The organism is Paraburkholderia sp. SIMBA_054 (assembly GCF_046534875.1).
GTDB lineage: Bacteria > Pseudomonadota > Gammaproteobacteria > Burkholderiales > Burkholderiaceae > Paraburkholderia > Paraburkholderia hospita.
In genome coordinates, this window is record NZ_JAWRXV010000014.1 from 139,300 (window position 1) to 162,856 (window position 23,557).

General features: G+C 61.1%; 25 protein-coding genes. 14 read left to right on the forward strand and 11 right to left on the reverse strand.

All coding sequences use genetic code 11. From position 1 onward, the window contains the following. Nucleotides 1-102 precede the first annotated feature (102 nt). Nucleotides 103-1,002 carry a LysR family transcriptional regulator gene (locus SB822_RS19020; RefSeq protein WP_079491087.1) on the forward strand — a complete coding sequence of 300 codons (900 nt, stop codon included), beginning with the start codon at nt 103-105 and terminating at the stop codon, nt 1,000-1,002. A 113-nt stretch (nt 1,003-1,115) separates the two neighbouring features. After that, nucleotides 1,116-1,400 (forward strand): GCG_CRPN prefix-to-repeats domain-containing protein, encoded by a 285-nt coding sequence (locus tag SB822_RS19025; RefSeq protein ID WP_007584334.1) that lies wholly within the window; start codon nt 1,116-1,118, stop codon nt 1,398-1,400. Between the two features lie 26 nt (nt 1,401-1,426). On the opposite strand, the gene SB822_RS19030 is transcribed toward SB822_RS19025, so the two are convergent. Further along, on the reverse strand, nt 1,427-2,026 hold the full coding sequence (locus SB822_RS19030) for a hypothetical protein (protein ID WP_410855406.1): 600 nt from the start codon (nt 2,024-2,026) through the stop codon (nt 1,427-1,429). A 595-nt stretch (nt 2,027-2,621) separates the two neighbouring features. Further along, nucleotides 2,622-3,866: an MFS transporter gene (locus SB822_RS19035; RefSeq protein ID WP_410855441.1), complete on the reverse strand. Its 1,245-nt coding sequence runs from the start codon at nt 3,864-3,866 to the stop codon at nt 2,622-2,624. A 224-nt stretch (nt 3,867-4,090) separates the two neighbouring features. Here SB822_RS19035 and SB822_RS19040 point away from each other — a divergent pair, with 224 nt between their 5' ends. The 3 genes from SB822_RS19040 to SB822_RS19050 all read left to right on the forward strand — a co-directional run bounded on the left by SB822_RS19040 (nt 4,091) and on the right by SB822_RS19050 (nt 7,121). After that, on the forward strand, nt 4,091-4,813 hold the full coding sequence (locus tag SB822_RS19040) for a GntR family transcriptional regulator (protein ID WP_007584340.1): 723 nt from the start codon (nt 4,091-4,093) through the stop codon (nt 4,811-4,813). 69 nt (nt 4,814-4,882) lie between these two features. Next, nucleotides 4,883-6,178 (forward strand): MFS transporter, encoded by a 1,296-nt coding sequence (locus SB822_RS19045; protein WP_410855407.1) that lies wholly within the window; start codon nt 4,883-4,885, stop codon nt 6,176-6,178. A gap of 52 nt (nt 6,179-6,230) precedes the next feature. Continuing rightward, entirely contained in the window at nt 6,231-7,121 is an 891-nt protein-coding gene (locus tag SB822_RS19050) for an amidohydrolase family protein (RefSeq protein WP_086918353.1), read from the forward strand. Nucleotides 7,122-7,213: 92 nt separating this feature from the next. Here the strand turns inward: SB822_RS19050 and SB822_RS19055 are convergent, their stop codons facing one another. Both SB822_RS19055 and SB822_RS19060 read right to left on the reverse strand, forming a co-directional pair. Then, nucleotides 7,214-8,437, reverse strand: coding sequence for an MFS transporter (locus tag SB822_RS19055; RefSeq protein WP_007584347.1), 1,224 nt, complete (start codon nt 8,435-8,437; stop codon nt 7,214-7,216). Nucleotides 8,438-8,590: 153 nt separating this feature from the next. Continuing rightward, on the reverse strand, nt 8,591-9,535 hold the full coding sequence (locus SB822_RS19060; protein ID WP_007742064.1) for a LysR family transcriptional regulator: 945 nt from the start codon (nt 9,533-9,535) through the stop codon (nt 8,591-8,593). A 296-nt stretch (nt 9,536-9,831) separates the two neighbouring features. On the opposite strand from SB822_RS19060, the gene SB822_RS19065 reads away from it, so the two are divergent. After that, entirely contained in the window at nt 9,832-10,200 is a 369-nt protein-coding gene (locus SB822_RS19065; protein ID WP_007584350.1) for a DUF2784 domain-containing protein, read from the forward strand. Between the two features lie 21 nt (nt 10,201-10,221). On the opposite strand, the gene SB822_RS19070 is transcribed toward SB822_RS19065, so the two are convergent. Further along, a complete protein-coding gene (locus SB822_RS19070) occupies nt 10,222-11,388 on the reverse strand; it encodes an MFS transporter (protein ID WP_410855408.1) in 1,167 nt (388 codons plus the stop codon). Between the two features lie 141 nt (nt 11,389-11,529). On the opposite strand from SB822_RS19070, the gene SB822_RS19075 reads away from it, so the two are divergent. Then, on the forward strand, nt 11,530-12,417 hold the full coding sequence (locus SB822_RS19075) for a LysR family transcriptional regulator (RefSeq protein ID WP_410855409.1): 888 nt from the start codon (nt 11,530-11,532) through the stop codon (nt 12,415-12,417). A 26-nt stretch (nt 12,418-12,443) separates the two neighbouring features. On the opposite strand, the gene dapA is transcribed toward SB822_RS19075, so the two are convergent. Then, a complete protein-coding gene (dapA, locus tag SB822_RS19080) occupies nt 12,444-13,325 on the reverse strand; it encodes a 4-hydroxy-tetrahydrodipicolinate synthase (RefSeq protein WP_410855410.1) in 882 nt (293 codons plus the stop codon). Between the two features lie 12 nt (nt 13,326-13,337). Then, nucleotides 13,338-13,664, reverse strand: a complete 327-nt coding sequence (locus SB822_RS19085) for a hypothetical protein (RefSeq protein WP_007584358.1) — start codon at nt 13,662-13,664, stop codon at nt 13,338-13,340. A gap of 223 nt (nt 13,665-13,887) precedes the next feature. On the opposite strand from SB822_RS19085, the gene SB822_RS19090 reads away from it, so the two are divergent. After that, nucleotides 13,888-14,259, forward strand: a complete 372-nt coding sequence (locus SB822_RS19090; RefSeq protein WP_114223944.1) for a DUF6697 family protein — start codon at nt 13,888-13,890, stop codon at nt 14,257-14,259. Between the two features lie 1,034 nt (nt 14,260-15,293). On the opposite strand, the gene SB822_RS19095 is transcribed toward SB822_RS19090, so the two are convergent. Next, nucleotides 15,294-15,560, reverse strand: a complete 267-nt coding sequence (locus tag SB822_RS19095) for a hypothetical protein (protein ID WP_410855411.1) — start codon at nt 15,558-15,560, stop codon at nt 15,294-15,296. A 76-nt stretch (nt 15,561-15,636) separates the two neighbouring features. Between SB822_RS19095 and SB822_RS19100 the strand changes: the two genes are divergently transcribed. The 3 genes from SB822_RS19100 (at nt 15,637) to SB822_RS19110 (ending at nt 17,965) form a co-directional block, all read left to right on the forward strand. Beyond that, nucleotides 15,637-15,774 carry a hypothetical protein gene (locus SB822_RS19100; RefSeq protein ID WP_410855412.1) on the forward strand — a complete coding sequence of 46 codons (138 nt, stop codon included), beginning with the start codon at nt 15,637-15,639 and terminating at the stop codon, nt 15,772-15,774. Between the two features lie 96 nt (nt 15,775-15,870). Then, nucleotides 15,871-16,335, forward strand: a complete 465-nt coding sequence (locus tag SB822_RS19105) for a response regulator (RefSeq protein ID WP_410855413.1) — start codon at nt 15,871-15,873, stop codon at nt 16,333-16,335. 97 nt (nt 16,336-16,432) lie between these two features. Further along, nucleotides 16,433-17,965, forward strand: coding sequence for a PAS domain-containing sensor histidine kinase (locus SB822_RS19110; RefSeq protein WP_079491120.1), 1,533 nt, complete (start codon nt 16,433-16,435; stop codon nt 17,963-17,965). Nucleotides 17,966-18,070: 105 nt separating this feature from the next. Here the strand turns inward: SB822_RS19110 and SB822_RS19115 are convergent, their stop codons facing one another. Then, the gene (locus tag SB822_RS19115; protein ID WP_007584371.1) at nt 18,071-18,874 is read right to left on the reverse strand and encodes an SDR family NAD(P)-dependent oxidoreductase; all 804 of its coding nucleotides are present in this window, start codon (nt 18,872-18,874) and stop codon (nt 18,071-18,073) included. 361 nt (nt 18,875-19,235) lie between these two features. Here SB822_RS19115 and SB822_RS19120 point away from each other — a divergent pair, with 361 nt between their 5' ends. Further along, complete coding sequence (locus tag SB822_RS19120; protein ID WP_410855414.1) at nt 19,236-20,375, forward strand: FUSC family protein; 1,140 nt, start codon at nt 19,236-19,238, stop codon at nt 20,373-20,375. A gap of 67 nt (nt 20,376-20,442) precedes the next feature. On the opposite strand, the gene SB822_RS19125 is transcribed toward SB822_RS19120, so the two are convergent. Next, entirely contained in the window at nt 20,443-21,165 is a 723-nt protein-coding gene (locus SB822_RS19125; RefSeq protein ID WP_007584373.1) for an SDR family oxidoreductase, read from the reverse strand. 81 nt (nt 21,166-21,246) lie between these two features. After that, complete coding sequence (locus SB822_RS19130) at nt 21,247-21,870, reverse strand: TetR/AcrR family transcriptional regulator (RefSeq protein ID WP_410855415.1); 624 nt, start codon at nt 21,868-21,870, stop codon at nt 21,247-21,249. A gap of 257 nt (nt 21,871-22,127) precedes the next feature. On the opposite strand from SB822_RS19130, the gene SB822_RS19135 reads away from it, so the two are divergent. Together SB822_RS19135 and SB822_RS19140 are read left to right on the forward strand one after the other, a co-directional pair. Next, nucleotides 22,128-22,661 (forward strand): 2,4'-dihydroxyacetophenone dioxygenase family protein, encoded by a 534-nt coding sequence (locus SB822_RS19135; protein ID WP_410855416.1) that lies wholly within the window; start codon nt 22,128-22,130, stop codon nt 22,659-22,661. A 30-nt stretch (nt 22,662-22,691) separates the two neighbouring features. Further along, the gene (locus tag SB822_RS19140) at nt 22,692-23,504 is read left to right on the forward strand and encodes an alpha/beta fold hydrolase (protein WP_410855417.1); all 813 of its coding nucleotides are present in this window, start codon (nt 22,692-22,694) and stop codon (nt 23,502-23,504) included. The last annotated feature ends 53 nt before the right edge of the window (nt 23,505-23,557 follow it).

The following is a 23,557-nucleotide window of genomic DNA, read 5'->3' on the forward strand; positions in this document are numbered from 1 at the left end:
AAGGCGAGTCGGACACGGTCACACCGATTCGCCTTGCCCGAGAAGTGCACACGGCACTGCAGGTCAATTGTCGAAATTTAAAAGGCGACACGCAAGCATACGATGGACAAGGTCTCTGCAATCAAGGCGTACGTGAAGGTGATCGAATCGAATAGCTTCACGGGTGCCGCCGAAGTACTGCATACGTCGACTGTCTATGTAACGCGTATGGTTCAGGCTCTGGAGTCGGATTTGGGCGTGAAGCTTCTGAACCGGACAACGCGGCGAAGCAAGCCGACTGATGCGGGCATTCGCTATTACGAACGTTGCGTGGCGCTTCTGCGAGACCTGGAGGAAATGGACGCCGACGCGCAGGCATCGAAGGGAAGCAATAGCGGAAAGGTCCGCGTGAGCATGCCCTCACTGGTCGCGAAGTCCGTCGTGATTCCGCAGCTGCCGGACTTCTTCGCCAATAATCCCGACATTCAACTCGACATCAGCATTGCCGATCAACACCCCGATCTGATTGAGGATGGGCTTGACTGCGCGGTGCGCGTGGGACCGGTGAGCGAACTGGGACTGATCGCCAAGACAGTGGGTATCTACAAGACGCTGACCTACGCGTCGCCCGACTATATTCGGGCGTATGGCGAGCCCGTTACATTGAGTGACCTCAGCGACCACATCGGTGTCAGCTACGCGATGAAGTCAGGCCGTATCAGAGGTTGGGAGTTCATCGACGGGGACGAGGTCCGTACCATTCCACTGAAGAGCGCGATCCTCGTGAACGACGCCGATACCTACGTGGCGTGCGGGCTGGCGGGCCTCGGGCTGATACAGGGCGGCACCTTCATACTCGATGCCCACGTACGAGCTGGCAGGCTGAATATGGTGTTGCGAGACTATCCTTCGAATCCCCGGCCGGTTTCCGTTGTGTATATGCCTAACCGGACGAGGCCGAGGCGGGTCGACATTTTTATCGAATGGTTAATGGAGTTGTATTCGACGCAGTTGGCCAAGTGAGCGGAAAGGCGTCGGCGGGCGTTGCTCGATACGCACTCGTTCTTTGCTAAGAGTCGATCCGCACAATAGTTTCTGTCAGCAACAGAATTCAAACGACGCGACAGGAGCGAATCGTGAATCGCAAGCACATTGCATCAATCGCAGTAGCGGCAACGGCACTGGCATTGTCGATCGGCACGGCAGAAGCCGCGCAGGGCTGCGGGCCGGGAGGTTGGCGTAACGTCTGGGGCCAATGCCGCTATTCGGCGCCCGTTATCGTGCAATCGCCTGTGGTCTATGCGGCACCGGCTGCACCCGTTTCGAATTATGCATGCCCGCCGGGATACTGGCTGGGGCCGTGGGGGCACTGCCGCGATACGCCGTATCACGGTCGGCTGCCTAATGGGATGTATCAGTGAGAGATGCCCTTGAGCCGCCGACGTCGTCATTCCGCGAAAGCGAATACCGGCAACGTCTGGCCGGTTTGCGGACGGCGATCAGGGGTCATACGTCTGCACCGGCGTTCGGGCTTGTTTCGGAACTTTTTATTGACGTTCGTCACGCGCGGCAACACGTCGTCGCGTCGGCGTTGCAATACTGGATCGCGAAATGCCCGGTAGATCACAAATGCCACCCACAGCGCCAGCACGGCAAAGCTCCACCATCGCAGAAACACTCCCCATCCCCAAATGAGCGTCCCAAACGCCGAAAGCGTTAGCCCGCGCCTGCCAGCCAGGACATCGGTCAGAACTTTGCCAGCCTTGGATCCGGTGCCTTCCTTTGTGCGAGCTACAACCAGATTAGTCACGGTGTACGCAAAATAGTGGCGTGATGCCAGTAGCAGGCCAGTGATTGTTACTATCGATCCGGAACGTTCGAACAGACTCCAATGTGCTGAGGTTTGCGCAAGATAGGCGCATATGACCGACGGAAAAACCGCTAGCACAATCAGTGCGATGCTGCGGACAATGTAGCCCCACGGCGTCTGTAAGGTTCCATTGTTTGGGGCGTTACTCCCAGCACGGTGGATAAGCTCTTTACTCAAAATGGACCCCTTCGAGTCGGTTCGCGCGTGTCAATTCCCATCGCGTCATGACATGCACACTGGATGCGGCGAAACGGCGTAATGTGCCAGTCATCAGCATTTATCTGATATGTCAGGTAAGTGGGTAAGTAGCATGCCACTTCTACAGCTGCGCTGTTTGCCGGTAGGCCCGCTCAAGGGCACAAGTCGATCTCCGGTTTGTAGCGGGTCTGCGCATTCTCTCAGCGCGAGCGAAGGGGGTCCAGACCGCTTCGGTTACAACACCTGTGACGCCGAAGAACATTTCGTGAAGCTAACAACGTGGCCACTTTTTTGGGCAACTTGCGTCATTGCCCGTGGCCGGTGAGATGGGCTCGCGCGACTATCCGCGACTATCCGTCTGGCAGCATTGAAGGACGATGCTTGATGGCGGACTGTATGCGTCAGCCGCCATCACCGTAAGCCATCAGTCAGACACACCCGCCGTGCATACGGCAGCTTTGCGGCGCCATAGCTTGATGAGTGCAACCAGCCCTGCCAACAGATAGTGTGCGCAACTCCGTAAAGGGGGTAGGCACACTATCTGTACAAAGAACCGTCGGAGCTGGCACGGGACTTACTGTCCTGTGGCAACCTGTTCGCGTGTGGTGCGCCCGTTCGAGACCCACGCGACCGACAGTCCAGCTCCGAGCAGTGTCAGGCAGATTACGGGCACTAGCATCGGCGCACTGGCGTTACCCGCGAGCTTCCCGACGTAAGGCATCAGATTCTGCGCAAAGAAGCCGCCGAGATTGCCGATCGAATTGATCGCCGCAATGCTTGCGGCGGCGCGCGCGCCGGTAAAGAAGCGCGGCGGAAGCGACCAGAAACACGGGTAAAGCAGCGGGATACATGCGCCTCCAAGAACGAGGGCTGCGAAGCGCAGCGGCAAACCAGGCAGGACGAGACTCAGCGCGAAGCCGATCACGCCGACACCGGCCACCATCGCCATCGCCTTGAGCACCACGTCTTCGCGCTTGAGTCTGGCCGGCAACCAGAGCAGAAGCAGCGCGGCAAGCAACCACGGAATCATGTTCAGCAAGCCATTGAGCGAGTGCGAGACACCGCCGCTCTTGAGCAGCGTCGGCATCCAGTAGGTCACGCCATAGAGCGAGGTCGACATCAGCATGTAGCCGCAAGCGAACATCAGCACGCGTTTGTCGATGAGAGCACGCCATGGGTGCTCGGATACAGCCTCGGTCGGTGCTTCACGCCTGATTGCGGTGACGATGAGGTTTTTCTCTTCGCTCGACAGAAACCCCGCGCGCTCGACGGATTCCGGCAGGTAACGCAAGGCAATCAAGGCGACGACGATGGCGGGTGCGCCCGTTGCGACGAATACCCACTGCCAGCCCGCAAGGCCAAGACTGCCGTCGAACGACAGAAGCAGGCCGCCTGCGAGTGAGCCGAGCATGTTTGCCAGCGCGCTGCCAAGCGTGAAGAAGCCGAGCATGCGCGTGCGATGGCTCTGCGGGAACCACAGCGTCAGGTAAAAGATGACGCCAGGATAAAAGCCAGCCTCCGCCACGCCCAACGCAAAGCGAAAAACATAGAACAAGCCCATCGAATGCGTGAAGGCCATCGCGACCGTGACAGCGCCCCACGTCGCCATGATGCGTGCGAGCCACAAACGCGCGCCGAAGCGATGAAGCGCGAGCGTGCTCGGCACTTCGAACAGAAGATAGCCGATGAAGAAAAGTGACGCCCCCAATCCGTATGAGGCTTCGGACATTCCCAGGGCGCCGAGCATCTGCAACTTGGCGAAGCCCACGTTTTGCCTGTCGATGAAGGCGATCAGGAACATGACAATCAACAGCGGCATCAACCGCCACGCGATTTTCTTTACGACGATCTGCTCGTCTGTCAGGGTTTGGGCCACAACCAGTCTCCAGTTAAAAATTCATATATATGTTTAGTTGAATTTTGTATGTCAACAATGGGTATAAACCCGTCATGTCAAGAGGTTGCCGTGATTTCAGGGTAATTCCCGATCGGTCAAAACGATAAACTCATGCAAACATATATATGAATTTGACGGAGGAAAGCATGCACGCCGATGATCGACTGCCCCGCTACCAGCGCTTGCGCGACGAAATGGTTGCACTGGTCGCTGCCCGCCACTGGCGGCCCGGTGAAGCCATTCCGACCGAGCAGGCGCTCGCGAAAAGCTACGACGTCGCTGTCGGCACCGTCCGTAAAGCCGTCGATCTGCTGGTCGCAGAAGGCCTGCTGGAGCGGTTCCAGGGGCGCGGAACGTTTGTGCGCCGCGCGAGCTTCGACAGTTCTCTCTTCAGGTTCTTCAGATTCCAGACCCGGCAGGGCGAGCGGCGCATTCCCGAGAGCCGCATCCTGCGCCGCGAGGTCGTGGAGGCGCCGTCGGCAGTCGCCGCGACCTTGCAGATTCCGAATGGGGCCAAGGTCATTCAGATGTCGCGTCTTCGGTTGATCGATGGCGTGCCGATGCTCGCGGAAGAAATCTGGCTCCCGTTCGACCGCTTCGCCGCGTTTGCACAACTCGAACTGACGGAGATCGGCGATCTGCTCTATCCCGTGTATGAGGCGCAGTGCAATCAGGTCATCGCGTCGGCAACCGAAACGCTGACTGTCGAGGCGATCGGTCCGCTTCACGCGCGGCTCCTGCGCATCGAGCCGGGTACGCCCGCCGTCGTGATCGAACGGCTCGCTTATGGATATGACAGGCAACCGCTGGAATGGCGGCGCTCGCGCGGGCCCGCAAGCGAATTCATTTACCAGGCCGAGATCCGCTAGACATCGAAAGACCTGGCAATCCAGAACGATTCGATCCCCACGATGGGATACACGACGCAGGAGACGGCAATGTTCAAGTGGTTCAAGGAGGTGTCCGGCAACGAGCGTCGGACATTCTGGGCGTGCTTCGGCGGATGGGCACTCGACTCGCTCGATGTGCAGATGTTCAGTCTCGTGATTCCAGCCATCATCGCGGAATGGTCGATCAGCCGGACGCAAGCCGGGATGGTCAGCGGTGTGACTCTGGTGGCTTCCGCGCTGGGCGGCTGGGTGGCTGGCATGCTCTCGGACCGGCTGGGCCGCGTGAAGACGCTGCAATGGACCGTCGCGTTCTTCTCCGTATTCACTTTTCTTTGCGCGTTCGCGCAGAACTATCCGCAGTTCCTGATTCTGAAGACGCTTCAGGGCTTTGGCTTCGGCGGAGAGTGGGCGGCGGGCGCGGTCCTGATGGCGGAAACGATTCGTGCGGAACATCGCGGCAAGGCGATGGGCAGCGTGCAGAGCGCATGGGCCGTGGGCTGGGGCGCCGCCGTGCTGCTCTACGCGTTGATGTTCTCGTGGCTGCCCGGCGCAACGGCATGGCGCGTGATGTTCGGGATCGGCCTCTTCCCCGCGTTGCTGATTCTCTATGTTCGACGCGGCGTGCGGGAGCCCGTGCTGCCCGCGCGGGCGGCGCGCGACGTTCAGGCACGCGACGATGGTTCGACGTTCGGTGTGTTCTTTGGCATCTTCTCGCCGCAAATGCTGCGCATGACGCTAATCGGCGCATTGCTCGGGGTCGGCGCGCATGGTGGGTACTATGCATTGATGACGTGGCTCCCCACTTTTCTGAAAACGGAGCGCCACTTGTCGGTGTTGGGCACGGGCGCTTACCTTGCTGTCGTCATCGTCGCGTTCTTTTGCGGATGCATCGTAAGCGCGCATTTGCTCGACCGGATCGGCCGACGCAGAACCATCCTCACCTTCGCGATCTGCTGCGTGCTGACGGTTGTTGCGTATCTGTTTCTGCCGCTCAGCAATCTCGCCATGCTGTTCTTCGGCTTTCCGCTGGGGTTCTTCGCAGCGGGTATCCCGGCGAGCATGGGTGCGCTTTTCAACGAGCTTTATCCCCGTGGCATGCGGGGTACGGGTGTCGGCTTTTGCTATAACTTCGGCCGCGTGGTGTCGGCGGGCTTTCCTGTGCTCGTGGGCCACATGTCCGCCAATATGTCGCTTGGAACGGCGATCGGCATTGACGCCGGAACGGCTTACTCGATCGTGGTCCTGTCCGTGTTGATGCTGCCCGAGACGCGCGGCCGCGCACTCGGCGAAGCGGCATTCGAGGCCGGACCTACGGGAACGCTGACGCAGGCGCAACGGCACTGATGCACGGCTGTTCTGACGACAGCCGGGCAAGTTTTGTCGGAGAGTAATGTCAATGATCGAAACAACGGGTTCGGACGCGCTTGAGCAACAGGCAGCGCAGCGTCTTTCCCACCTTGCCTTGATCGATGCACACGCGCATGTATTCGAGCGCGGCCTGCCGCTTGCCCGGCAGCGCCGATATGCGCCCGACTACGATGCGCCGCTCGATGTCTATCTCGAACAACTCGATGCGCACAATGTGTCGCGTGGCGTGCTGGTGCAGCCCAGCTTTCTCGGCACGGATTGCGACTATCTGCTGGCCGCTTTGCGACGCGCGCCTGACCGGCTTCGCGGCGTCGCGGTCATCGAACCGGACTGCGGACTCGAAGCGCTAACGACGATGGCGCGGGCGGGCATCGTCGGCATTCGATTGAACCTCATCGGGCTTCCCGATCTCCCCATCGAAACGAGTCTGACACCGGAAACGCTCGCGCATATTCGTCAGTTGGGATGGCATGTCGAAGTCCATGCCGAAGCGGCGCGTCTGGAGCACATCGTCCTGCCGCTGCTGGATAAAGGCCTGAATGTGGTCGTCGATCATTTCGGCAGGCCGGACCCTGCACTCGGCGTCGATGACGAGGGCTTTCGTCGACTCCTCGATCTGGCGAGCACAGGCCAGGTGTGGGTCAAGATATCGGCGGCCTATCGAAACTGGAGCTTCGCGGAGGGTGGACGCTCAACACCTCGCTTTGCACATGACGCTGTTCGGCTTCTGACTGAGGCATTCGGAGTGAATCGCCTGATGTGGGGGAGTGATTGGCCGCATACGCAATTTGAGGCATCTCAGGATTTTGGCCGCACGCTCGACGCCCTGCTGAACCTTCTGCCCAATGAAGCCGAGCGAAGGGCCGTCTCGTGCGGTACGTCGGTGAAGTTCTACCGGTTTGATGAACCGACGGTATAGTCGCGGGCTCGATCAGTGGGCGAGTAGTCCATGGCACTCCGTGTAGAGAGAGTAGAGGCGAAGGCCACCTTCAGCTCCGCCAACGAAAGCCTTCATTCCACAGCAGTACAAGCTGCATTCACTCTCGCAGGCCGCGCAATAATCGCGACCGTCAGCAACACCGCCGCCAGCTCACAAACTGCCGCCACCCACCCGAGGCTTCCCACACTGGCATGAGCCAACGTGAGCGCACCGAGCGCGGCTCCTATCGAGAACCCGATGTACATGAACGAAGCGTTGAGCGACAACACAATCGATGCGACCTTCACACCGGCGATATCGATCAGTCTTGCCTGCTGCGCCGGATAAAACGCCCAGTGCGCGACGCCCCACAGCGCGATAGCAGCGATCACCGGCACGAGCGCGGCGCCCGGCGACAGAAAGCGCGCGCTGATCGACAGTATGGCGAAGGCGAGGCCTGATAGCGCGATCGTGGGAACGATCACGGCCAGAGGTCCAAACCGGTCGTTTGCTGTGCCACCCGACACGACGCCAATCGCAGCGGCGAGCCCCCACATGAACATCACCATGCCGACCTGCGCGCCGGCCAATCCTGTGATTTCAGCGAGAAACGGCGAGAGATAGGTATAAACCGTGTACGCGCCAGTGGCCCAGAGCGTGGTCGTGAGCAGCGTCGCGAGCACGACAGGTTTGCGCGCGATCGCGATGCGTTCGCGCAGCGTCGCAACCGGAATGCCGGCGCCGATATCGCGCGGCAGGCCGATGAACAACCCAGCCACCGCGAGTGCCGCCAGTCCCGCGACACCTGCAAAAGTCATGCGCCAGCCGAGCGCATGGCCGATGACGGCGCCAAGGGGAACGCCGAGCGCGATCGCAATCGTAATGCCGCCGTTCACCACCGCGATTGCGCGGCCGCGCCTTTCGGGCGGCACGATGACGCTCGCCAGCGCGTTCGCGCCCGGCACATAGAGACCGGCGGACAGCGCCAGCAATACCCGGGCGCCCATCAAGGCCCAGAAGGACGGTGCTGCAAAGGCGAGCAGGTTGGAAAGCGCGAAGGCGATCATGCTCGCGAGCAGCAACGTCCGCCGGTTCATGCTGCCGCTCAATGCCGTCAGGACAGGGGAACTGAGGCCGTAGGCGAGCGCGAATACTGTCACCAGCTGTCCTGCCGTTTCGATCGTCACTGACAGATCGGTCGCGAGTCCAGGAAGAAGCGGAGAAATCATGAAGCCTTCCGTTCCGATCGCGAAAGCGCCGAGCGCCAGCCAGTAAACGGGCGCGGGAAGGGACGAAGTTGTGTAGGTGGGTGTCATGTGAGGCCTGGAATCGAGAGTCAAGCGTTGCTTGATTCTGGATCGGCCGACACCGGACATCAATGGACTGGCGTTCCGGACATATCGGACATGGATGTCCGTAATCCCGCCGGTAATTACACTTACCGACGAAAGGCACCCGCTCCCGGTTCGTCACGCCGCATAGACAGAAGCCAGCGCCGAAGTCAGTATGCTTCCAACAGGCGGAGTCTTGACATCGACGTCGACCGCAAACTGCTCGTGCGCGAGATCGATCATCGCGGTCAGTGCCGGCGTGACGATCGTGTCCTTGTTGCGGATGAACACCGTCTTCACATGCGCGAACTGCGACGGAAGCGCATGACAATGCACGGCATGCCGCGCGCCATGACTCTCCACCACCGATCGCGGCAACAACGTAATCCCCATTCCCGCCGCGACGCACGACATGATTCCATCCAGCGTGCCTAGCTCCATCACCTGACCCGGGATGATGCCGGCGTGATAGAACCAGTTTTCGAGTGTCGAACGATAGAAACAGCCTGTCCTGAACGCGAGCACCGTTTGCCCGGACATCTGCTTCGCGAGCGCAGCAAGCGACTCGAACTCGATACCGCTCACGAGCACCAGCTCTTCTTCAAAGACTTCTTCCTGATGCAGCGACGAACTCTGATGAAAGCCGCCGACGAACGCGCCATCCAGCCGATGACATTCGACCGCCTTGATCAACTCGTTCGTCGTGCCCGTCATCAGCGACAGTTGAACTTGCGGAAACTGCACGTGATACTTCGCCAGCACTTTCGGCAAACGGATAGCGGCCGTCGTTTCCATCGACCCGAGGCGTAGCAGCCCACGCGGCGACGCGTTGTCCAGCAGCGCATTACGGCTTTCGTCCGTCAACTGAAGGATGCGTTGCGCGTAGCCCAGAAAAATCTGCCCCGCCGATGTGAGCACCACGCCGTTCTTCTGCCGGATGAACAACTGCTGGTTCAGTTCCGCTTCGAGCTCCTTGATACGCATCGTCACGTTCGACTGAACGTTGTGGATTTTTTCAGCCGCTGCCGTGAAGCTGCCGCAATCGGCCACCGCGCAAAACATTCTCAGATGCCTCAGTTCCATCGTGCGCCTCGCCGGATCACCTCGGATGATGAAGATTCAGGCTAGCACATCAAGCCTGATGATTGACTTGCGCACGCGGACACAAACGCGCGCATCGTTGACGCGCTGGAAAAGCCACGGATCTCGGATCGACAGGTTTACGCTGCGCCGCGGAATTTCGTGCGCCGCAAGCGCGTCGAGCACGGGTGAGCGAAACGCTGCACAATTCCTTGGCGGAGCGAGAATGCAATCGGCCTGATTCTTCACTGCCGCGTGTCATGCGAACCTGGCCGAGGCAGAAGCGCGCAGGAAACATCATGGTCTGGCTGGCCGACGCAGTGCTCGTGTTGCATGCGCTGATCGTCCTGTTTATCGTCGGCGGATTGATTGCGATCTGGGCGGGCGCAGCGTTGGAGCACGTCTGGGTGCGCAATCGCGCTTTCCGCGTGCTGCATCTCGTGGCCATTGGCGTCGTTGCGATTCTCGCAGCGCTCGACGTGCCGTGCCCGCTCACCGTGCTCGAAGACCGGCTGCGCACGGGCGGCACAGTCGAGCAAGGTTTCGTCCAGCGGTGGGTGAGCCACTGGCTCTACTACGATTTCCCCGCCTGGATGTTCGCGGTTGCGTATGTGGGGTTCCTGTTGATCGTGGCGATCACATGGCGATGCATTCCACCGCGCCGTTGAGAGCGGGCGCGCCGCACGCGGTCATTCCCGCTGCGCTTCACCCGCCATCTGCGGGCGCACCTGAATCATCACCGACACGCACCCGAGCGCGAGTCCAACCGTGCACACGCCGGGCCATTGCCATACGCTCCACGCCCAGATGCCCAACGACGACCCGAGCGCGCCGCCCGCAAAGCGGATCGTCATGTAGAGCGTGTTGATGCGGCTCATCGCGTCGCTCTTGATGCTCATATTGCGCGCCATGTTCGCGACATGCCCGCTCTGCAATCCCAGATCGAGAACGATCACACCGGCGACGAGGCCCGCAATCGTGTTGCCCGTCGCCGCCAGAATCGCAAAGGCCACGACGAAGATGGCGCCGCTTGCCAGCACGACGTGACGCGGGTTGCGCGTGTCGATCAGCTTGCCCGCCCCCGTCGATGCCGATGCGCCGACCACGCCGACCAGGCCGAACAGGCCCGCGACCTCGCTGCCGTAGTGCGCGTCCATCGCGTGCAGATGAAACGCCAGCGTGGCCCAGAACGCGCTGAACGCGGCGAATTGAAGCGCGGCGATCGCCGAGGTCTGGCGAATCAGCGCCTCTTCGCGAATCAGCGTCCACAGCGAACCCATCAGCCGCCGATACGTGCCCGTGTACGTGGGCTGCGCGCTCGGCAGCGTTCGCGACAGCACGGCGGCCGTGACGAGCATCGCCGCCGCGGCGACCCAATAGACGACGCGCCAGCCGAAATGCTGCGCAATCGATCCGGATATCGTACGCGACACGAGGATGCCGCACAGCAAGCCGAACATCACGATGCCGACTGCCTGGCCGCGTTGCTGTGGCCCGGCGAGTTGTGCCGCGAACGGCGTGAGCAACTGCGGCGCGACACTGACGAGTCCCGTCAGGAAACTGGCCGCGACGAGCCAGTTCAACGTCGGCGACAGCGCGATCGCGGCGAGCGCCACGCTGGCGATGCACAACAGCGTGCGCAGCATCGAACGGCGTTCGAGCTTGTCGCCCAGCGGCACAAACAGCAGCAGTCCGAGCGCATAGCCCGTTTGCGCGGCGACGGATACGGTTCCCGCCTGCCTGTCGCTGGTGTGAAACGCCAGCGCGAACTCGGCCAGCAAAGGCTGGTTGTAGTAGTTGTTCGCGACCACGACACCCGCCGCGCCCGCCATGAGCCAGAAGATCGAACGTTTCATCTGTGTGTGTTCCCGTGGCTTCGCCGCCAGTCGATCAGGCGGCATTATCGTCCCGTTCACAACGAATGTAGACTATTCCGTAAATTTCCGGTATCTATCCAAAACGGCAAGCAGCCTTGCCAAATTCGGAAGAGTCGAATCATGGACCGCTTTGAAGCAATGAGCGTCTACGTGCGGGTCGTGGACGCGGGAAGCCTGTCGGCCGCCGCGCGCGCGATTCCAATGTCGTTGACCTCGGTCAGCAGGCACATTTCGGCGCTCGAAGCGCAGTTCGGCGCGCAATTGCTTCGGCGCACCACGCGCAACCTCGCGATGACGGACGAAGGGCGCATTCTCTACGACCGCGCGAAGGCGATTCTCGGCGAAGTGGACGAGCTTGGCAGCGCCTTGTCGGCGGGACGCGGGAAGTTGTCCGGACGGCTGCGGATCGCCGCGCCGAATCTGCTTGGCCGGCTCGTCGTCGCGCCGCTATTGCCGCGCTTTCTCGCGATGCATCCCGAGGTGGCCGTCGATCTGATGCTCGTCGACCGCGCCGTCAATCTGGTGGAGGAGGGGCTGCATGTCGCCGTGCGCGTTGGCCGGCTGCCGGATTCGAGTCTCGTTGCGCGCAAGCTCGATGACATCCAGATGGTGGTGTGCGCGGCGCCTTCGTATCTCGCGCAGCGCGGCACGCCCCGCAAGCTCGACGATTTGCGCAAGCACGATTGCCTCGTTTTCTCGGATGCGCCGGGACCGGTCGAGTGGCGCTTCCAGTCGGGCGCGACGCGCACGCGCCTCGGCGTGACGGGCCGTCTGTGGATGAATAGCCTCGATGCGCTGGTGTCGGCGGCGATCGAGGGTGCGGGCATCGTGCGCGCGCCCGCGTGGCAGGTGGCGGCGCATATCGAGCGAGGCCGCTTGCAGCCCGTGCTCGACAAGTTTGCGCCGCCTGCTACGCCCGTGCATGTGGTGTTCGAGCGCGCGAAGCTGTCGTCGCCGAAGATCAGGACATTCGTCGACTATCTCGTCGATCAATGGGGCCGCGCGTGAATTGAGCCGGCGTGTGCCGGCTGTGTTCAGACGGTGATGGCGAGTTCCGCGCGCACAGTGCGCAGCGTCTCGTGCGCGTGCGCGAGCTGCGCGACGAGTGCCGCCGATGCCGCCGTGATCGGCATGCGTACCTCATCCGAGATACGGCCTTCGATCGAAAGCATGGCCTTGATGGCCGACGGATTGGGCGCGGAAAACAGCAGCTTGAGCACGGGCTTGAGCCGCTCGAAGATCCGGCGTGCTGTCTCAGCGTCGCCTGCTTGCATGAGCGACTGAATCTCGATCAGCAGATCCGCGCAGACGTGCGCGCTGGCGAGAATGCCGCCGTGCCCGCCCGATGCGAGGCAATCGACGAAAGCGTCGTCGGTGCCGCACAGCACATTGATGGGCAGCTTGCCCAGCACGTCGAACCGCTGCGCCACACATGCCTTGATCGCGACGATGTTCTCGTGTTCCGCCAGCCGCGCGACGGTGGCGGCTTCGATCGATACGCCCGTTCGATGCGGCACGTCATAGAGCACGATGGGCCGTTCGGTTTCGCGCGCGATCTGTTCGAAATGCCACACGATGCCCGCCTGATCGGGACAGACATAGGCTGGCGGCGAGACGAGAAAGCCCGCCACGTCCCATCGCTCGAAGCGCCTGATTTCGCGCACGAACTCGCGCGTGTCGAAGCCGCCGATGCCGACGAGCACCGGCAAGCGGCCATCGACGACGTCGCTGATCGCCTGCAAGACGGTCACACGCTCGATGTCGGAGAGCAGCGCGGCCTCGCCTGTCGTGCCGAGCGCGACGATGCCCGCGATGCCGGTGCGCGCGTAATGATCGGTCAGCGTTTGCAGCGCTTCGATATCGACTTCACCCGAACGAAACGGCGTGACGAGCGGAATCCAGATTCCCGAGTACATGTGTTCGCTCCTTCACCTGACGATGCGCGTGATGGTGCCGATGGTCGCTTCGGACATCGTCGCGATCAGCGTGTGAAGCGTGAAATCCAGGTCTTCGGGAGCGATGTTGAAGTGCACGCGCACCTTGTCGTGCAACATATGCGTGTGCGAAATGTAGACGCCGAGCGGCGAGTGGAGGAGCGTCGCGAGATGGTTGCGAAACGCGTCCGGCGAGGTGCCGGTGAGAAAGATTTCGAGTTGAACGCGCTGAGCGTGCAGGGGAATGACGTTGGAGCGGAGTTGCGCCGACGGAATATCCGGGACGAAGTCTTGCGGCGCGCGAAGTTGTGCGGAGCCCATGTTCTGGTTGCCACGATTGGCAGTTGTCGAGATGGACCTAGCGTACTGCGAAGCGCGTAAACGTCGTGTAAAAAGCGCGCGTGTTTGCGCAAACGCGAGGCATCGACATAGCGCGTTTATTGCGTGGACCGTTGTATTTACACCGATTTTAGAAGGGGCCCGATACGATCTTCGGGTTTGGCGTCGCAGCGCCGCTGCGTGACGTCATGTCCTGGAGTGAGCCATGTTCGAAATTGGAAAAGAATATTCTCGTGAAGACATTCATCGGGTGACGGGTGGCAGCAAGCACGCGTTTTTGCCCGTCAAGGGCGGCAAGGTTGTTGCCGCGCGATTGCGGCCCGATCTTAATCCGCATGCGCCTGAGGTGATTCTTTGCGACGGGAGCGCCTCTTCGCGCGCGGCGGGGCGCACCCTGGCGCGGCAGACTGAGCCCGTTCCTGTTTTTGTGCGGACGGCGTCGGATCGGTTTCGGTATGTGGGTGAGTATGTTGTTGCGGAGTCGATGACGGCGCCGTCAGATTATGCCGAGTACGTTAAGAATAGTAGTTTTACGCTTGGGCAGATTTCGCGGGTTATCAGGTTGAAGCGGCGGTGAGTTTTTTGCCGTCCGGCGGTTTGGTTGTTCTAGCCTTTGCGCTGGCATCCGCGTGTTGCCTTCGTGGCGCGGGCGGTTTGGTTTGCTCGTGTTGGCGCTGGCATCCGCGATGTGGTGTTTGCCGTTCAAGCGTCGCCCCTGTGCGGGGCGGCACCTACTTTTCTTTGCCGCCGCAAAGAAAAGTAGGCAAAAGAAAGCGGCTCACACCGCCAGTTCTTGTATTTGCCTGAGGGCCCCCAACCGGTCCCACGCTTCACACGGCAATCACGTGACTCATGTTCGTTGCCAACGCTCTGAACTGACGCCTCACCCGCTTCACGCGTCCGCGTCGCAAGATGCCGTGCCAGATATTCCACGGCCGCCCAGGTGGCAAACTGTGTGTAGGTCGTAGCGCCACACACGCCTCACTCCGAACCGATAGCGCACGCGTTCCACCCTGTAAGAGCGCCAAGCTATACGCCGCGACAACCTACACACAGTTTGCCACCTTGGCGGCGCAAACCATTCGCTGCCGCTAGCCCGTGCACGGGTATTCGAAGCGGGTGAGGCGCTTATTTATAGCGTTGGCAACGCACGCGAACAAGAACGTTGCCGTGCGAAGCATAAGACCAGTTGGGGGCCCTCAGGCAAATACAAGAGTTGGCGGTGTTAGCCGCTTTCTTTTGCCTACTTTTCTTTGCGGCGGCAAAGAAAAGTAGGTGCCGCCCCGCACAGGGGCGACGCGTGCTTGGGTAAGTCATAACGCGGATGCCGGCGCAAAGGCCAAAACACCGAACGGCGACGCATGAAGCACGAAGGCATAACGCGGATGCCAGCGCAGAGGCAAAAAGACCAAACCGCTCGCGCAGCAAAACACCCAACGCCAACGCGTGCGCAACAAAACACCACAACCCAACAAAAACCCGCCGGAGGCAACCATTCGGCACGGCGTATGCTCAGACATCTTCAGTCCGCTGGTCCGCATATCCAGCGAGCGCATCCCGCACACCGCTCTGCGCCGCGCTGAACAGACGAATTTGCCAACGCGTGGCCATTTATGTCGCGCCGGGTAGATCGTGGCGTACGCTCAATACGGGATCAGTCAGCCAGTCAGCGAGCCACCCCTTCCATTCTGTCCACCGGCGCGCGTCGAGTTCGAATTCTCCCGCCAATGCGCCCGTCCCTTCCCCGCTGACGTCCGCGTAGACCAGCCTCTCGCCGTTCCAGTAGGCGATTGCCGTGTCCGTCAACTCCGCGACGGTATCCGGCCCTGCGTCGCGAAGTAGTGCCGTCAACTGCTGTTCGAAGTCTTCACGTTGCATGCTGAATGTCTCCTTTTAAGTTGTTGCGGCACATCGATTGCGGTTTGCCTGTAACCCACGTGCAAAGGAGCGAGTCATGGCAACGCAATCTGTCGAGCAATGGGCGTTCGATGTACAGACCGAAGAGGCTGTCGAAGGCGCCTTCTTTCCAGCAAGCGACACGCCGTCACAAGGCAAAGACGCTTCCGATGCGGGCGCACCTTCAGTGAAATGAGCGCCCTGCAGACCTCGCTAACCGAAACGATGCGCCGGCTGCCGTCAACGGCGGCGCTGGCGGCGGATCCGCATGACCGATACTACGAGCCAAACCGTGGCAAATGTACTGCTGGTCGACGACGACGCGGAGAACCTCTGGTCGCTGCAACTGGCGCTTGAAAGCGACGGTCACCACGTGAGCGTTGCTGGAGATGCCGGTTGCGCGCTGGATATCCTGCGTCGGGAATCCATTCAGCTCATGATCACGGACTACGAAATGCCCGGCATCGACGGCGCCGAGTTGTGCCGTCTGGTACATGAGCAGCCCGCTCATTCCCAGTTGCCGATTGTGCTGTTGTCGGCTGCGGCCGAACCGCAAAGCCTTCCGCAATCGTGGACGCGGTTTTTGCGCAAACCGGCGCGCATCCAGGATCTGACGGCCACGCTCGACGCCCACGTCGCCGTGCACCATCCCGCCATGAGGCCGCTGCACCCGAAAGCATCCGTGCGCGCAGTCCTGAGATGCCAGAGCCTGCCCGCGTCGCGCTGGATTCCCGTCGATGCCGGCTGCTGGCCATAAGCTGCGCTCCGACGAAGGCCGCTGTCGGCGCTCGTGCAGAGATCGTTCAGCGGGAGCGTAAAATCGGCCGTTGGAACCCGTCACCGGATAGTCCGAGATGAGCGACATTCACAAGGTGCACCACACGGCGCGCGAGACAGCGGAGCAATTCCGTATTCTCGTACAGGGCGTTACCGACTACGCGATCTACATGCTGTCGCCCGCAGGCATCGTGACGAGCTGGAACGTCGGTGCCGAGCGGATCAAAGGGTACAGCCATGCCGAGATTCTTGGCCGGCATTTCTCGTGTTTTTATACCGACGAGGATAGAGCCGACGGCGCACCAGCCATGATTCTCGCGACGGCAGCGCGGGAAGGCCGCGCGGAACGCGAAGGATGGCGCGTGCGCAAAGATGGCAGCCGCTTCTGGGCGCATGTGGTGGTCGATGCCATTCGCGACGAACGCGGCGAGTTGGTCGGTTTCGCCAAGGTCACACGCGACATTACCGAACGCAAGCAGTCTGCGGCTGCGCTGGAAAAGGCAAACGTGGCGCTATTCCAGGCGCAGAAGATGGAGGCGATTGGCCGGCTCACGGGTGGCGTCGCGCACGACTTCAACAACCTCCTCGCGGTGCTGTCCAACGGCCTGCAGGTGCTGGCCACGCAGTCCCGCACGCACATGGACATGAAGATGATCGACGGCATGCGCCGGGCCATCGATCGCGGCGCTTCGCTCACGCAGCAACTGCTGTCTTTCGCGCGCCAGCAGCCGCTGCGGCCGGAAGTCCATGATCTGAACATGCTGATCCGCGATTTCGAGCCGATGCTGGTGAAAGTCCGCGCCGATAACAGGACGAAGTGCGAGCTCGGCCTCGCGGGCGATTCTGCGTTCGCGCTCGTCGATGCCGCGCGGTTCGAGGCGACCCTGCTCAATCTCGTTGTCAACGCCGTGGACGCGATGCCCGACGGCGGGACTGTGACGATCGCGACGACTACCGTCGAATCGGACAGAGCCGTCACGGCCGTGTTGGCGGCTGGCCGCTACGTACGGATTTCCGTATCCGATACGGGAACGGGCATGCCTCAGAGAGTGTTGGAACAGGCTTTCGAGCCGTTCTTTACGACGAAGCCGGCTGGAAAGGGCACGGGACTCGGGCTGAGCCAGGTCTACGGGTTCATCACCCAGTCGGGCGGCGACGTCGTGATATCGAGCGTCGAAGGAGAAGGCACGACCATCGATCTCTATCTGCCGATGGCGCAGCCGGTTGAGTCGGCTAATACCTTTGTCCCTTCGAAAGTCGAAACGGTTTTACTGGTCGAAGATGAACCGGACGTGCTGGGGCTTGCCACGGAACTGTTCCGCAGCATCGGGTATGAAGTCGTAGTGGCGAGCAGCGCGTCCGAGGCCGTGGCGATTCTGAAGGAACGCGACGATATCAACGTCGTCTTCACGGATATCACGATGCCGCACGGCATGAGCGGCATGGACCTGGCGCATCATGTCCGCGCCGGGTATCCGGCCGTCAAGGTAGTGCTGACATCGGGCTACCCGCTCGCCACCTTGCGCGACGAGTACGGTGCTTTCAATGAGTTTCCGTTTGTCTACAAGCCGTACCGCCTGGCCGATCTTGCGAAGGCGCTAAGAGCATGACGCGCCATTGATCGAAGCGCCGCTTATTGCATTGCCTATGCGCCCCGACATCGCCGCATGCGAACGCGCGGCGATGCTGCGGACAGTGCCTGGAACGGCTCGCGCTTAACGGATGTTGTAGCGGGAAGCGGGCTTGCCTGATTGCGTGGCCTCGAAGAGCTTTTCGCGAGCCGCGTCGTATTCTTCCCAGAGCCGGATGTCTTCCACCGACGGCAGCGTGACGGCTTCGCCCTTCGCAAGACCGGCCAGTGCGGCATCGACGAGGTTATCGACGCTCATCACGCGTTCTTTGCCCAGATTCTCTACAGGCACGCCTGCGATATCCCAGATCTCCGTGTCTGTTGCGCTCGGCATGACCAGTTGCACTTTCACGTTCGTCCCTTCGACTTCCTGTTGCAGGCCGCGAGTGAAGCTCGTCACATACGCTTTGGTGCCGCTATACACGCTGCTGATCGGCAACGTGTGCAGCGAGAGCACCGAGCCGATATTGATGAGCACGCCGTTATCCCGTTGCTTGAACAGAGGAAGAACGGCATAGCAAAGGCGGACGAGGGCGTTCACGTTGAGATCGATCATCGCTTCGTGTTTGCTGAAGTCCGTATCCGCGAAGCCCGCGAGCGTTGCCACGCCTGCGTTGTTGACGAGCATCGTGATGGTCGGGTCGGCCGTAATCGCCGCTTCCACGGCGGCAACGCCAGCGTCTTTCGACAGATCTTCGACAAGCGCCGTGGCGCGAATGCCGTATTGCTCCGACAGGCGCTTCGCCAGTTCATTCAGACGCTCGGCGCGCCTTGCCACCAGAATCAGGTCGTAGCCTTGCGCAGCGAGACGATCTGCGTAGACCATGCCGATGCCAGCCGATGCGCCCGTGACGACCGCAGTACCTTTGATTGCCGCATTGCTATTCATAGAGTTCACTCGATCAAGACGTCTGCCAGACGGCTGTCTGGCAGGGTTCAAAAAGTGCGCAGGCCTTGTTTGTGTTCCCGGCTTCGCGCCGAAGACCTCGCGGTTGTCGCTATCAAACACGACGTTCAGTCCGTGTGATGCGAGTAATGATGGCGATCACAATCAATAAAGTCAAGGGAAAACCGGCGGGCGACGTTCGAAGAAGGTGCGTTTATGAAACCGGCGTGCGGACGCGAAACGCGCAGGCGTGTCTGCGCCGGGCTGACAGAAGGCTTGCAATGGAACGCCGCCGATGTCGTACCATGCATGAACCCTCGGTCGCGAACGACGCCCGTCGGGGTCCCGTCATTCCGCCGACATCATGTACGACACGTTCCTGCTCGCTTTGCGCAATACGCTCGGCGCGTTCCGGGCGGAGCTTTCGCGGCGCACGTTCCTCGCGCGGATGCGGCGTTGCACGGAGGCGGTGCTCGCGACCCTCATCGCCGTGTGCGCAAGCCGCTATGTCGGCCTGCCGGAAATCTGGTGGGCCGCCATTTGCGCGTTTTCGCTGACGGGTCTCGCGCTGGGCGCCGCGCTCGATCTCGGCGTGCAGCAGATCATCGGCACGTTCGGCGGGACTGTCATCGGTCTGCTGCTGTCGCGCTTCGCGGCCGACGACGTCACGCAGTTCGTGATGTTGATGGCGCTTCTATCCGCGGCCGGACTGTATCTCGCGACGAAGCGATCGGCGGGGTACATGTGGATTCTTTCTACTGCGCTCGCCATTTTCATCGTGACGACCACGCACACCGAGCCGGACACCGACTTGCGAGGCGTCGCCGAGGCGCTGTGGATCAACGCTCTGATCGGCACGGCGGCCTATCTGGGCGTGACCCTGGTCGGTGCGGCCCTCATGCAGTTGCGAGGCGCGCGCGGGCCGGCTGCCGAAGCACCGCGCCCCGCCGTTGCGCATGCATTGACCGACCGCACGCTCGGCCGCGTGCCACATACGATGGTCGGCACGATCACGCTATCGGTGCTCGCGTATCTGGCGTGGCGTTATCCCATCGAGGGATTCCCGCAGGCGATGACGACGGCACTCGTCGTTCTGATGGTTCCCGTCGATGCCCAGGGCACGTGGTCGCCCTATGGCGTCGTGCAGAGGATGTGCCATCGGCTGCTGGGTTGCGCGTTGGGTTGCGTGGTCGTGCTCGTCGTGCTGCCGCTGACGGCTGGCAGTATTGTGTATTGCCTGTTAGCCGTGTGCGTGTTCGTGTGGCTCTCGTGCTATCTGCGCTTTGGACATTCGGACATTAGCTATGTCGGCACGCAGTTCGGCGCGGTCGTCATCCTGACGTTCGTTCACGACCGCGTGTGGCTGAGCGACGATGTCGCCGTTGCCTATCATCGGCTGGCGGGTGTTGCGGCGGGGAATGTCGCGCTTGCGGTCGTGCTGCTTCTGGTGACGGCGGGCTGCGCCGTATGGGCGAAAAACTGGGCGAATGAGCGCGCGAAATAGCGAATGGCGTCGGACCAGCGCGCTCGCCGGCGTCGGTCTGTTCGCGAGCGAACAGGTCGCGTGAGCGTCAGATCGCCGCCTTGCCAATCGACGCGCCACCATCGACATACAGCGTCTGCCCGGTGATGAATCCTGCCGGCTCGGAAAGGAAGAACTCGACGCTCGCCGCGAGTTCGTCCGGCTTGCCGAGGCGCTTCATCGGCACGAGCGACAGAAAGCGCTTCTCGGCTTCGCTGCCGACAGGCGTGTTCTCACGGAACATCTCGGTTTCGGTCGGTCCAGGCGCCACGGAATTGACGGTGATGCCGGAGTCGGCAAGCTCGAGCGCCCATGTGCGCGTGAAGCTGATCATCGCGCTCTTGGCGGCTGCATACGTGCTTCGCTGCGCGACGCCCAGCACGACCAGGCTCGACAGATTGACGATACGTCCCCAGCCTTTCTCCTTCATGTTCGGCAGCAACGCCTGCGCGGTTTGCACGGCGGGCGCGAGATTCGTGCTGAACGTGCGATCCAGATCGTCGAGTTCGATCTCGCCGAGCCGCGCGAGCTTGACGAAGCCCATGTTGTTGACGACGCCGTCGAACGCGTAGCGCGAGGTCAGTTCGCGCAAGCCTTTGTCGGTTGCGTCGCGATCGGCGAGATCGATGCTCACCAGCGTGCCGGGGAACGTCGGGTCATCCGTGCGACGTGCGATGCCGACAACCTGATGGCCTGCTCGGGCGAGCCGTTCGGACAGCGCGCGGCCAATGCCTTTGCTCGCGCCAGTGATAAGAAAAGTACGTTGGGTCATGATGCTTCTTCAAAAGACAAAGTGGATTTGCGCGGTCAGTCAGGTTCTCGCATGAACGCATCTCACCGCGCGACGAAAAACTCATTTGCTGTGCTTGTTGCTTTCCGCCTCCCGTAGGCGCGGCAAACCTAGCGTAGCCAGCGACACTTCCACGGCCGCGCGCAGCAGTTCGACATCGGGGCCGATGCGCGCGAGCACGCGCATGCCTAGCAGCAACGTGAGGAGATGAGCAGAGGCGTCATCGGCGCTAATGCTTTTCGGAACGTCGCGGCGTTTCTGCGCGGCAACGATGCTCCGATGAAAGAAGCCCTTTATCTCAGCAAGCTCGCTCGCGATGGCTTCCTGCAAACCGTCCGCATGCTGGTCTTTTTCCAGCACGGAATTGACCAGCATGCAGCCTCGCTGGCCGATATCCGAGCCGCTGCGTTGAATGATCTCGGCAAAATAGGCGGTGACGGCGAGAGCGGGCGCGAATTCATGTTCCAGCCTCGCTAGCCGGCTTCTCAATGTGTGATCGAGGTAATGTTCGAGCGCGCGGCGAAACAGCGCGCGTTTGTCGCCGAACGCGTTGTAAAGGCTGGGCTGCGTCAGGCCGGTGTATTTCACCAGGTCGCGCGTGGACGTGCCTTCGTAGCCGTGCTCCCAGAACGCGTCGCGCGCCGCTTCGAGCGCGCGCTCTTCATCGAACTCTCTTGGCCTTGCCATAGTTGTGCTCCTGCTTGCACGAACGTCTCAATGTTCGTGGAACTGGCGCATTATATATCGAGTGATACAAAACGCAAGCGAGGGACGCGCATGCGACAAAACCCTTGCGTGCGCATGTTCGAAATTCCGGCTATTCTTATCACGCGTGTCAAGATTGACTCAGATGTCAATATTCCACGGGGCGGCAGCCAGCGAGGTCATTCCGGCCTGGTGCAGGCAGCGCCTACGCAACCGTACAGAGCAGAGGCACAACTGAAATGAACCCACGAAATCCCGACGAAAATGCAATCCCCTACCAACTCCCGCAGCCGCAGGACATGACTGCGGACCTTGTCCATCTGGGCGTGCTCGACACGTATCTGAAGGACGACAACCTGTGGGTGCCCGCCACATCCACCGTTTCATTCAAGCCGCTGCTGCTGAACGCCAGTCAGGGCTATTACGTGAACCTGCTGCGCGTCCGGCAGTCGGGCGTGCTGTCTCGTCATCGTCACACCGGGCCTGTGCACGCGCTCGTGCTCAAAGGGCGCTGGTACTACCTCGAGCATGAATGGGTCGCCGAACAGGGCAGCTATGCGCATGAACCGGCGGGGGAAACACACACGCTGTACGTGCCCGAAGATGTCGCGGAAATGATCACCTGGTTCCATGTGACAGGCGGTTATACGTATGTCGATCCAGAAGGCGTCGCGGTCGGCTACGAAGACGTGTTCACGAAGATCGACGCGGCGCGCAAGCACTACGAATCGATTGGTCTCGGCGCGGACTATGTGAAGCGCTTGATCCGCTAATCAATGAATGCGCAGAAAGGAGTGGTTGAAATGAAACGATTGACTGTCGATGTGGCGGGCACCCAAACCAGCTACCTTGCCGCGGGTGAAAGCGGTCCCGTGATACTCATGCTTCACGGTACATATTGGAGCCGCGTCTGGCAGCCCGTGATGGACGATCTTGCGCGTGCCGGTTTTCGGGCGATTGCAGTTGATTTTCCCGGCCTCGGCCGTTCGGGTGGTGAACTGACGGTTGAACAGGCATCGATTCCCGCTCTCGGCGATTGGGTCGTCGAATTCCTGCGGGCGCTTCGTATCGATGAGCCAATTCTGCTTGCGGGACACGATATTGGCGGCGGCGTTGCGCAGCACATTCTCGTGGACAAGAAAATTCGCATCGAGAAGCTCGCGCTCGTCAATGCGGTGATGTTCGACTCATGGCCTGTGCCGGGCGTCGCTCGGTTTAGGGATCCTGCCGTAGCAGCCGCGACGACGCATGAAGATATCCTTGCCGCGCGCCGCAAATCGGTGATCACCGCGCTTGGCCGTCCCGCAGGAGAGGACGAAATCAGCGAATACCTCGATCCCTGGCAAGACGCGCGGGTGGCGCGTTCGTGGCTTGCGCTGGCAGGCGCCGCGTACAGTCGCTATACGACCGAGCTAGTGCCCCAGTTGCGCGTTTCGCAGACGCCGAAGTTGCTGATATGGGGCGAAGACGATACGTTCCAGCAGGTTGAAAATGCGGAGTACTTTGTCTCGCAGATTCCGTACTCCAGGCTGGTGAGAATTCCAAAGGCCGGACATATTCCGATGGAAAACGATGCATCGGCGGTGGCGCAGGCAATGATCGAGTTCTTTGCTTGACGGTTGTAATGCAAGTGCAAGTGTTCGATACGCTTGCACTTGTTGAACGATCA